The sequence below is a fragment of the Bacillus sp. LR--39 genome (assembly GCF_053613335.1).
On the sequence record NZ_JBSIOT010001306.1, the window covers coordinates 1 to 576 of the forward strand.

The window sequence follows — 576 nt, forward strand, 5'->3', positions numbered from 1 at the left end:
CGGACCGACCAGCTGCCGCCTGCACGAAGCAAAGAAAACGTGCTTTGTTCTGCAAATGCAAAATCTTGCGGATTCAGATAAATATCTGCATTCGTTTTTTCTGAGGAACATACAATTTCATCCCGATTTCCAGTAAAATAAACGGATTTCTCAGGTTCACTGCCCGTCAATATCAAGCGTATATCCTGCTGATCCGTTTGGAGAGTAAATGATATATCCGTCTCAATCGTGCCGAGACAATCATTTCGCAGGAAAACTTCGTATTGGCCGCCGGATTCCTTTCTTTTAAGAGAAATCACTCCGCTATTAAATGGAATGGAGCTGATCGTAACAGAATCCTTCACATCAGGCCCTATGGTCACCGGATGAGACGACGGGAGGTTAGACAGATTTAATTTTTGAACGTTATTTTGGTAAAAAACCCATAATAGACTCAAATGGCGAACCCCCTTACGGCCGAATGGCAGCATGCGATGACCTGTGCTTCATGTCTCACGTTATTTGTCATCTTTTTTCTCATCTTTCTTTTCTGTTTCTTTTTTCTCGTCTTCTTTTTTCTTCTGTTCTTCTTTTTTT

Annotated in this window: 1 protein-coding gene; it reads right to left on the reverse strand. The window is 41.7% G+C overall.

Annotated elements, in window-relative coordinates:
- On the reverse strand, positions 1-437 hold a 437-nt coding region (locus ACWHAR_RS30155; RefSeq protein ID WP_452088813.1), incomplete at its 3' end, for an FtsK/SpoIIIE N-terminal domain-containing protein.
- Positions 438-576: the final 139 nt, after the last annotated feature.